The sequence below is a fragment of the Stenotrophomonas sp. 82F1 genome (genome assembly GCF_056861525.1).
Window position 1 is genome coordinate 1 of record NZ_JBSPUD010000023.1, and the last position, 9,552, is coordinate 9,552.

Here is a 9,552-nt window from a genome sequence, read left to right on the forward strand (position 1 = left end):
GTCGTGGCGGGGGTGGTTGGGGCTGGGGGGGGCGTAAGCGCCATGGATGGCGCGCCCGAGCCTCCATGGACGGATTCACGGCGTCCCCCGGGAGCCCACACCACCTCGGCCCACCCACAGACCACGAAGCGCCAGCGCTCTGGCCGTTGCCGTTGCCGTTGCTTCCAAGCCTGCCGCAGGCAGCGGCGCGGCCGCCAGCCGCACCCGATACAATGACCATCTGCCGCAAACCGGCATCCCATCTCCAGAGCCAAAGAGTTGCCCATGTCCATCGTCCGCATGACCGACCTCGACCTCTCCGGCAAGCGCGTGCTGATCCGCCAGGATCTGAACGTGCCGATCGAGAATGGCCGCATCACCTCCGAACAGCGCATCACCGCTTCCCTGCCGACGCTCAAGCGCGCGCTGGAGCAGGGCGCGGCGGTGATGGTCACCTCGCACCTGGGCCGCCCGAAGGAAGGCGTGTGGAGCGAAGCCGATTCGCTGGCCCCGGTTGCGCAGCGCCTGTCGGTGCTGCTGGGCCGCGAAGTGCCGCTGGTGCGTGACTGGGTCGACGGCGTCGACGTGCAGCCGGGCCAGCTGGTGCTGCTGGAAAACTGCCGCATGAACGTCGGCGAGGGCAAGGACGATGAAGCCCTGTCGAAGAAGTACGCCGCCCTCTGCGATGTGTTCGTGATGGATGCGTTCGGTACCGCGCACCGTGCGCAGGCGTCCACCCATGGCGTTATCCGTTTTGCCCCGGTTGCTGCCGGTGGCCCGCTGCTGATGGCCGAGCTGGATGCGCTGGCACTGGCACTGGACGCACCGGCCAAGCCGCTGCTGGCCATCGTCGCCGGCAGCAAGGTCAGCACCAAGCTGGAACTGCTGGCCAACCTGGTCGGCAAGGTCGACCAGCTGATCGTCGGTGGCGGCATCGCCAACACCTTCATCGCGGCGGCCGGCTACAAGGTCGGCAAGTCGCTGTACGAGCCGGACCTGCTGGATACCGCGAAGAAGATCGTGGCCGACGCCAAGGCGCGCGGTGCGGACATCCCGCTGCCGGTGGACGTGGTCACCGCCAAGCAGTTCCTGCCCGACGCGGTTGCCGAAGTGAAGGCCGTCGATGCGGTGGCCGAGGATGACCTGATCCTGGACATCGGCCCGCAGACCGCCGCGCAGTACGCGCAGCTGATCCAGAAGGCCGGCACCGTGGTCTGGAACGGCCCGGTCGGCGTGTTCGAGTTCGAAGCCTTCAGCAAGGGCACCGAAGCGCTGGCCCGCGCCATCGCCGGCTCGCCGGCGTTCTCCATCGCCGGTGGTGGCGACACCCTGGCTGCGGTCGACAAGTTCGACATCGCCCAGCAGGTCAGCTACATCTCCACCGGTGGCGGCGCCTTCCTGGAATTCCTGGAAGGCAAGACCCTGCCGGCCGTCGCCGCCCTGGCCGCGCGCGGCGCATGAGCGTCGACCTGCGGGTGGACGAAGAAGCGCGTGCAACGCTCTTCTTCGACATGGACGGCACGCTGATCGATTCGGAAGTGGGCATCACCACCTGCATCGCCTATGCGCTGCAGAAGATGGACCACCCGGTGCCTCCGCAGGAAACGCTGCTGGGCTGGATCGGTCCGTCGCTGCGCACCACCTTCGCGCCGCTGTTCGGGGATGCCGACCGGGTCGAGCAGGCCGTGGCCTTCTATCGCGAGCGCTTCGACGTGGAAGGCTGGCGTGAGCACACCATCTATCCGGACATCGAAACGGTGGTACGTGCGTTGCACGAACGGGGTCACCGTTTGGCCGTGGTCACCGCCAAGAACGAACCGCATGCCCGCCGCATCGTCGAGCATCTGCCGTTTGGTGATCTGTTCGAGGACGTGATCGGCTCAACGCCCGATGGCTCGCGCAGCAGCAAGCCGCAGCTGGTGGGCGAGGCGCTGCACCGCCTGCAGCTGGCGCCGGAAACCTGCTGGATGATCGGCGACCGCCGCATGGACATCGAGGGCGCACGCCACCACGGCCTGCGCAGCGTCGGCGTGCTGTGGGGCTTTGGTGGCGAGCAGGAGCTGACCGAGGCCGGTGCCGGGCAGCTGGCTCGTGATCCGGCGCAGCTGCTGGCATTGCTGGCCTGAGGTAGATGATGGCGCGCGCCGGGCCTTGCCCGGCGGCGTTTCCGCCGCCATCGACCAGCGTATGTCCGGAACATGTCCGTGCGATGTCCCGCAGAGTCAGACAGCACAAGGCTGTAACCGTATACATGGGACGTGAAGGATGTGCTAATTTCCGTCCTTTAACGGGAGAGGCCCATCCATCATGTTCGAGCGTCAGCGTCGCACCAAGATCCTTGCCACCCTCGGTCCGGCTACCGATCCGCCGGGCGTGCTGGAGGATCTGTTCCGCGCCGGCGTCAACGTGGTGCGCCTCAACTTCAGCCACGGTGACCCGTCCGGCCAGGCCAAGCGTGCCGCCGATGTGCGCGCCGCCGCGCAGCGTGTGGGCGTGGAAGTGGGCATCCTGGCCGACCTGCCGGGCCCGAAGATCCGCATCGAGCGCTTCGCCGAAGGCAAGGTGCATCTCAAGGCCGGCGACCGTTTCGACCTGATCGCCAGCACCAATGCCGGCCCCGGCGATGCCACCCAGGTGGGCGTGAGCTACCTCGGCCTGCCGCAGGACGTGACCGCCGGTGACGTGCTGCTGCTCGACGATGGCCTGATGCAGCTGCAGGTGGTGGAAGTGCAGGGCGAGCGCATCATCAACACCGTGCTCAATGACGGTCCGTTGTCCGATCGCAAGGGCCTGAACAAGCAGGGCGGTGGCCTGTCGCTGGGCGCGCTGACCGAGCGCGACAAGGAACTGATCGGCATCGTCGCCAAGATCGGCGTGGACTTCATCGCCGTGTCGTTCTGCCGCAACGCGCAGGACATGAACGATGCACGCGAGATCGCCGAATCGCACGGCTGCTACGCCGCGCTGGTGTCGAAGATCGAGCGCACCGAAGCCATCGAGAACCTGGAAGAGATCGTCGACGCCAGTGACGTGGTGATGGTGGCGCGTGGTGACCTGGGCGTGGAAATCGGCGATGCCGAGCTGCCGGGCCTGCAGAAGAAGATCATCAAGGCCTCGCTGGCGCAGAACAAGGTGGTGATCACCGCCACGCAGATGCTGCAGTCGATGGTCGAAAGCCCGATCCCGACCCGCGCCGAAGTGCTGGACGTGGCCAACTCGGTCATCGACGGTACCGATGCGGTGATGCTGTCGGCCGAAACCGCCGCCGGTGCCTATCCGGTCAAGGCGGTCGAAGCGATGGCGCGCATCTGCCTGGGCGCCGAGCGCCAGTTCCAGACCGAGACCGACTTCGGCGCCTCGCCGCGCAACCTGGAACGTGCCGACCAGGCCATTGCCATGGCCACCATGTTCCTCTCCCAGCACGTGGGCGTGCGCGCGATCGTGGCGATGACCGAATCCGGTGGTACCGCCCGCTACCTGTCGCGCTTCCGTGCCTCGGCACCGGTGTTCGCGGTCACCCGCCACGACGGCGCACGCCGGCAGATGGCGTTGATGCGCGACGTGTTCCCGATCAACTTCGACAGCCGTGGCTTCACCCCGCGCGAAGCCGCGCGCGGCAGCATCCGCCTGCTGGTGGAAGGCGGCATGCTGCAGGCCGGCGACCGTGTGGTGTTCACCAGCGGTGAGCACATGGAAACCCACGGCGCGACCAATACCCTGCGCCTGCTGGAAGTGGGCGATGACGGCCGCGCCAGCGGTCTCGGCGACCTGTAAGACGTATCGCGTCGGGTCGGAGCCGCTGCGCGGATCCGACCCGGGGTCAGATCCCCGAAGGGGCTCTGACCCGATCCGGCAGGACATTTCCTGTCCCGCACAGACAGTGGAACCGGTTCCATCCGAGCCTCCACGTCGGGGCAACGGGTAGCGGGGCTATACTTACGTTTTTCCCGCACCCGCCACAGGAAGTACATGAGCATCGAACAGCTGGCTGAAACCGCCCAGGCCATGGTTGCCCCGGGCAAGGGCATCATCGCGATCGACGAATCCACCGGTACCATCGCCAAGCGCTTTGCCAGCGTCGGCATCGAGAACACCGAAGAGAACCGTCGCGCCTACCGCGAACTGCTGCTGACCACGCCGAAGCTCAACGAGCACATTTCCGGCGCCATCCTGTACGACGAGACCATCCGCCAGTCGACCAAGGACGGCGTGCCGTTCGCCAAGTACATGGCCGACCACGGCATGATCCCGGGCATCAAGGTGGACAAGGGTGCGCACCCGCTGGCCGGCTGCCCGGGCGAGCTGGTCACCGAAGGCCTGGACGGCCTGCGTGAGCGCCTGCAGGAGTACTACAAGCTGGGCGCGCGCTTCGCCAAGTGGCGTGCGGTCATCAACATCGGCGAGAGCATCCCGTCGGGCACCTGCATCGAGTCCAACGCGCATGCGCTGGCCCGCTATGCCGCGCTGTGCCAGGAATGCGGCCTGGTGCCGATGGTCGAGCCGGAAGTGATCATGGACGGCGAGCACGACATCGAGACCTGCTACGAAGTCACCGAAGCCACCCTGCGCTCGCTGTTCGACGCGCTGTACCAGCAGAACGTGTTGCTGGAAGGCACCATCCTGAAGGCCTCGATGGTCATCTCCGGCAAGGGCTGCGACGAGCAGGCCGACGTCGAGGAAGTGGCCGAGTCGACCGTGATGTGCCTGAAGAGCACCGTGCCGGCGATCCTGCCGGGCGTGGTGTTCCTGTCCGGTGGCCAGAGCGATGAGCAGTCCACCGCCCACCTCAACGCCATGAACCAGATGGGCAACCTGCCGTGGCCGCTGAGCTTCTCCTATGGCCGGGCCATGCAGCAGGCGGCACTCAAGCTGTGGGGCAAGGACATGAAGGGCAACTACGCCGCCGCGCAGAAGACCGTCTACGAGCGCGCCAAGGAAAACGGCCAGGCCGCGCTGGGCAAGTGGAACGGCTGATCCGCCGTTTCGCAGCATGAACTGAACAGGGCAGCGCCGGCATCATGCCGGCGTTTGCTTTTGCCGGTATCGTTGCCGCCTCCCGCACGACAGGCCAGTGCGTGGGGCATACATGGAAGGCCAAGGAGAAAGAACATGCGTATCACCGCAATCACGCTGGCCGTTGCCACGGTGCTGGCTGTCGGCGGCTGCAACCGGATGGGTGGCAGCACGGACGTGGGCAAGGCCCCCTCGCTGGAGTTCGACAAGCCGGTATCCGGCGAAATCACCTCGCGCAGCGGCGTCAATTTCAATGATGGCAGCCACCATCAGCTGTACCAGCTGAAGCTGGACGACAAGCAACTGGTCGGCATCAAGTTGACCGGCGCGCTGCGCGGCTCGATCGCCGTGTTCAACAATGGCGTGCTGGTGGCCAGCAGCAGCTCGGGCTACGAGCGCGGCGACGACGTCTCGCTGGCATTCCGTGCCAATGGCACCGGCAGCTACCAGGTAGCCATCAATGCCGACGGCCCGTCCGCCTTCGGCCCGTACCGCCTGCGCGCCGAGAAGCTGGTGCCGTATGACGGCAAGCCGATGGTGGGCGAAGGCGAGATCGGCGACCTGCTGGTCTCCAAGTCGCAGGATTACACCCTGCAGGTGGAAAAAGCGGGCATGTACGAGATCCGCCTGGAATCGGAAGCGTTCGACACCGTGCTGAAGCTGGACGGAAACGGCGCGCAGGCGGAGAACGACGATGATGGCGATGGCACCAATTCGCAGCTTCGCATGCCGTTGGAGCCGGGCAAGTACACCCTGCGCGTGCGCAGCCTCGGCGAAGACGCTACCGGCGCCTTCACGCTGACTGCCAAGCGCGCCGAGTTGCCGGCCAACATGGTCATGCGCGATGGCACCACCCTGCCGACGTCCGGCAGCGTGTTCGCCATGCTTGATGGCGAAGGCCGCCGCCGCTTCCTGCTGAGTCTGCCGCGTCCGGCCAATGTGCGCCTGGATGCGGTGTCCAGCGAGGTGGATACGGTGCTGCGCGTGGTCGGCGGCGACGTGGAACTGGCCGATGACGATGGGGGCAATGGCACCAACGCGCGCCTGGAAGAATCGCTGCCGGCCGGCCACTACACCGTGGACGTGTCCAGCCTGAGCGACGAAGCGGGCATGGTGGAAGTGCGTGTGCAGGTCGACGGCGCCGCTTCGGCCGCGGCATCAGCTGCTGCTACGGCGGCGGCCGACGCTGCCGCCGAAGTGACGAACTGACGCTGTCGCGACGGATGTAAGCGAAAAGGCCGGGCAATGCCCGGCCTTTTTTCTTCCACACGCCCCGCATTGTTTCAATGCGCCGGCACGAATCCGGTATCGCCCAGTGGCGGCAGCAGCGACCCGCGCCCACTGTCGGCGACCTGGCCTGCGGCCGTCAGCGCCTGCTGGTAGGCCTTGGCGGTCGCCGTGTTGAACGCCACCAGCACGATCCGCATCGGCTGGGCGTGGCTGCGCTGCCAGGCCAGTGTTTCGGTCACCGCGATCTGCGCCGCCTGGTACAGCGGATAGCCATACACCCCGCAACTGATGGCCGGGAACGCGATCGACTGCAGGTTCAGCGATTCGGCCAGCTGCAGCGACTTCCAGTAGCAGTTCGCCAGCAGTGCCGGCTCGTCGCGCTGGCCGTCGTGCCAGACCGGGCCGACGGTGTGCAGTACGTGCCGTGCCGGAAGCGCATAGGCATCGGTTGCGCGCACCTCACCGGTCGGGCAGCGCACACCGGGGCGCAGCTCCGGCAGACGCTCGCACTCGGCCAGCAGGCCGGGGCCGGCCGCACGATGGATCGCGCCGTCGACACCGCCGCCACCGAGCAGTGATTCATTGGCCGCGTTGACGATCGCATCCACCGCCAGGGCCGTGATGTCGCCCTGCCACACTTCGATCTTCATGCGTCCGTCTCCTGCCTGTAGTTGTTGCGCGCCGTGCCCACGCTGGCTGCACCCGCATCTTGCGGGACAGGGCATCGATGCTGCGTCATGACCGTCTCACGCACTGCGATCCGCCCTGTTCATGCACGATGGCCGGCAGTGCCTTCACGCAGGCTGAAGCGAGCGCCGCAGGCGGGCGAAACGAAAGTTTCCGAAGCGGTCTGCTTCTGATTTCCTGGGGAAACGGTCCGCTTGCAACGGCAATGCCCAGTCAGGATTACCCAAATGGAAACGCCCACCGCGAGGGTGGGCGTCATCCTGCTGTCATCGACAACGCGGTGATCAGGGCAGACCGGCCAGCCAGTCGTCGTCGGAACCTTCATTGACGTCGGCGAACAGCGGCGTGGAGAAGTAGCGTTCACCGGTGTCCGGCAACATCGCCAGGATCACCGCGCCCGGTTCAGCGCGATCTGCCACGTCCAAAGCGCTGGCCACGGTGGCACCGGCGGAGATGCCGACGAAGATGCCTTCCTCTGCCGCCAGCCGGCGGGCGGTGGCGATCGCGCGGTCGTCTTCCACGGTCACCAGTTCGTCCACCACATTGCGGTTGAGCACATCGGGCACGAAGTCCGGGGTCCAGCCCTGGATCTTGTGCGGCTTCCAGTCGTCGCCCTTCAGCAATGCGGCGCCGGCCGGTTCGGTGGCGATGATGCGGGTGTCCGGGCGGGCGACCTTCAGCACCTCGCCGACGCCGGTCAGGGTGCCGCCGGTTCCCCAGCCGCTGACGAAGTAGTCCAGACGCTTGCCGGCGAAATCACGCAGGATCTCCGCGGCGGTGGTGTTGCGGTGGTAGGCCGGGTTGGCCGGATTGGCGAACTGGCTGGCCAGGAACCAGCCGTGCTCCTCGGCCAGCTCGCGCGCCCTGCGCACCATGCCGCTGCCGCGCTCGGCGGCCGGGGTCAGGATGACCTTCGCACCGTAGGCTCGCATCAGCTTGCGGCGTTCCACCGAGAAGGTCTCGACCATCGTCGCCACGAACTTGTAACCGCGTGCGGCGGCCACCATCGCCAGGGCGACGCCGGTGTTGCCCGAGGTGGCCTCGACAATCGTGTCGCCGGGCTTGAGCAGGCCACGCTGTTCGGCATCGAGGATGATCGCCAGCGCCAGGCGATCCTTCACCGAGCCGCCCGGGTTGAAGGATTCGACCTTGGCGTACACGGTCACGCCCTGCGGCGCCAGCCGCTGCAGCTTGACGATGGGGGTGTTGCCGATGGTGTCGAGGATGGAGTCGTACAGGGCCATGGGAGCGCTCCAGGAACAGGCCGCGCCGGGCTCGGCGGGCGGAAGGGAAGAGGGCTGGCTGTTCAGGCCAGCGGCTGCCGGCTGACCGTAGCGCCGGCATATGACGCCCGGAAATGACCAGATACCTTTCTTAAACAACCTTTGGTTATAAGCTGGTGACGGCAATTGACCCTAGAGTGGACCTCCGCCCCCACATCGCCCGCCTGCCATGACGCTGACCCAGCTGCGCTACCTGGTTGCCATCGCCGACGCCGAGCTGAACATCACGCTCGCCGCCTCGCGCGTGCATGCCACCCAGCCCGGCCTGTCCAAGCAGCTCAAGCAGCTGGAGGACGAACTGGGCTTCCTGCTGTTCGTACGCAAGGGGCGCAGCCTGGAGTCGGTCACCCCGGCCGGCACCGAAGTGATCAGTCGCGCGCGCGCAGTGTTGTCCGAGGCCAACAACATTCGCACCTACGCGGCCAACCAGCGCCGCGAAAGCCAGGGCCAGCTGATCCTGACCACCACCCACACCCAGGCGCGGTTCGTGCTGCCGCCGGCGGTGTCGCGCATCAAGCAGGCCTATCCCCAGGTCAGCGTGCACCTGCAGCAGGCCGGTGAGGCCGATGCGCTGGACCGGCTGAACCAGGGCGATGCCGACATCGCGATCATCAGCACTGCAGGCAGCGAACCCACCGATGGCATCGCCGTGCCGCTGTTCCGCTGGCGCCGGCTGGTGGTGGTGCCCAAGGGGCATCCGTTGGACCGCGCCGGCCGCGCACCGGACCTGGCGGCGTTGGCCCGCCAGCCGTTGATCAGCTACGAATCCTCGACCCGGCCCAACTCTTCCTTGCAGCGCGCCTTTGCCGCGCAGAGCCTGGTGCCCGATCTGGCGCTGACCGCGCTGGACGCGGACTTGATCAAGACCTATGTGCGCACGGGTCTGGGGGTGGGGCTGCTGGCCGAGATGGCGATCAGCGCCAACGATGAAGACCTGCGGGTATGGCCGGCGCCGGCGCCGATCACCGAGTGCATTGCCTGGGCGGTGCTGCCGCGCGACCGGGTGCTGCGTGATTACGCGTTGGAGCTGGTGCATGTGCTGGCCCCGCAGATCGACCCGCGCGACCTGCGGCGGGTGCTGGATGGCAACCAGGCTGCGGCCTGGCCGGTGCCGCCGACCTGGGAATCGCTGACGCAGACGATCACAGTCTGAGGGTTGGTCGAGCAGGGCTGCGCCCTGCACCTGCTACCGGCCGGAGCAACAGCAACAGCAACAGCGTGCATTCCGTGGGATGGCTGGGCGGTGTCGGAGTGCGGGGACGCCGCAAGTACGTCCCTGTAGGCTTGGCCGCGGCATCCATGCCGCGGACACCCCGCACTCCGACACCGCCCCACCGCTGAACGAGTCCGACGGCGGTTG

The 9,552-nt window shown here is 66.9% G+C and carries 8 protein-coding genes; 6 read left to right on the plus strand and 2 right to left on the minus strand.

Annotation, left to right across the window (positions count from 1 at the left end; translation table 11 throughout):
- The first annotated feature begins 264 nt into the window (after nt 1-264).
- The 5 genes from AC13GI_RS18115 to AC13GI_RS18135 all read left to right on the plus strand — a co-directional run bounded on the left by AC13GI_RS18115 (nt 265) and on the right by AC13GI_RS18135 (nt 6,201).
- Nucleotides 265-1,440, plus strand: a complete 1,176-nt coding sequence (locus tag AC13GI_RS18115; RefSeq protein WP_482996979.1) for a phosphoglycerate kinase — start codon at nt 265-267, stop codon at nt 1,438-1,440.
- A complete protein-coding gene (locus AC13GI_RS18120) occupies nt 1,437-2,105 on the plus strand; it encodes an HAD hydrolase-like protein (RefSeq protein ID WP_482996980.1) in 669 nt (222 codons plus the stop codon). The genes AC13GI_RS18115 and AC13GI_RS18120 overlap by 4 nt, the downstream gene beginning before the upstream one ends.
- A 181-nt stretch (nt 2,106-2,286) precedes the next feature.
- Nucleotides 2,287-3,753: a pyruvate kinase gene (gene pyk, locus AC13GI_RS18125; RefSeq protein WP_089236630.1), complete on the plus strand. Its 1,467-nt coding sequence runs from the start codon at nt 2,287-2,289 to the stop codon at nt 3,751-3,753.
- Between the two features lie 195 nt (nt 3,754-3,948).
- Nucleotides 3,949-4,953 (plus strand): class I fructose-bisphosphate aldolase, encoded by a 1,005-nt coding sequence (locus tag AC13GI_RS18130; RefSeq protein WP_049464892.1) that lies wholly within the window; start codon nt 3,949-3,951, stop codon nt 4,951-4,953.
- Nucleotides 4,954-5,088: 135 nt separating this feature from the next.
- Nucleotides 5,089-6,201 (plus strand): ABC transporter substrate-binding protein, encoded by a 1,113-nt coding sequence (locus AC13GI_RS18135; RefSeq protein ID WP_482996981.1) that lies wholly within the window; start codon nt 5,089-5,091, stop codon nt 6,199-6,201.
- A 74-nt stretch (nt 6,202-6,275) separates the two neighbouring features.
- Here AC13GI_RS18135 and AC13GI_RS18140 read toward each other — a convergent pair whose 3' ends face one another.
- Together AC13GI_RS18140 and cysK are read right to left on the minus strand one after the other, a co-directional pair.
- Entirely contained in the window at nt 6,276-6,872 is a 597-nt protein-coding gene (locus tag AC13GI_RS18140; protein WP_099820852.1) for an O-acetyl-ADP-ribose deacetylase, read from the minus strand.
- Nucleotides 6,873-7,193: 321 nt separating this feature from the next.
- Nucleotides 7,194-8,153: a cysteine synthase A gene (cysK, locus tag AC13GI_RS18145; protein ID WP_099820853.1), complete on the minus strand. Its 960-nt coding sequence runs from the start codon at nt 8,151-8,153 to the stop codon at nt 7,194-7,196.
- Between the two features lie 208 nt (nt 8,154-8,361).
- Here cysK and AC13GI_RS18150 point away from each other — a divergent pair, with 208 nt between their 5' ends.
- Entirely contained in the window at nt 8,362-9,345 is a 984-nt protein-coding gene (locus AC13GI_RS18150) for a LysR family transcriptional regulator (protein WP_099820854.1), read from the plus strand.
- The last annotated feature ends 207 nt before the right edge of the window (nt 9,346-9,552 follow it).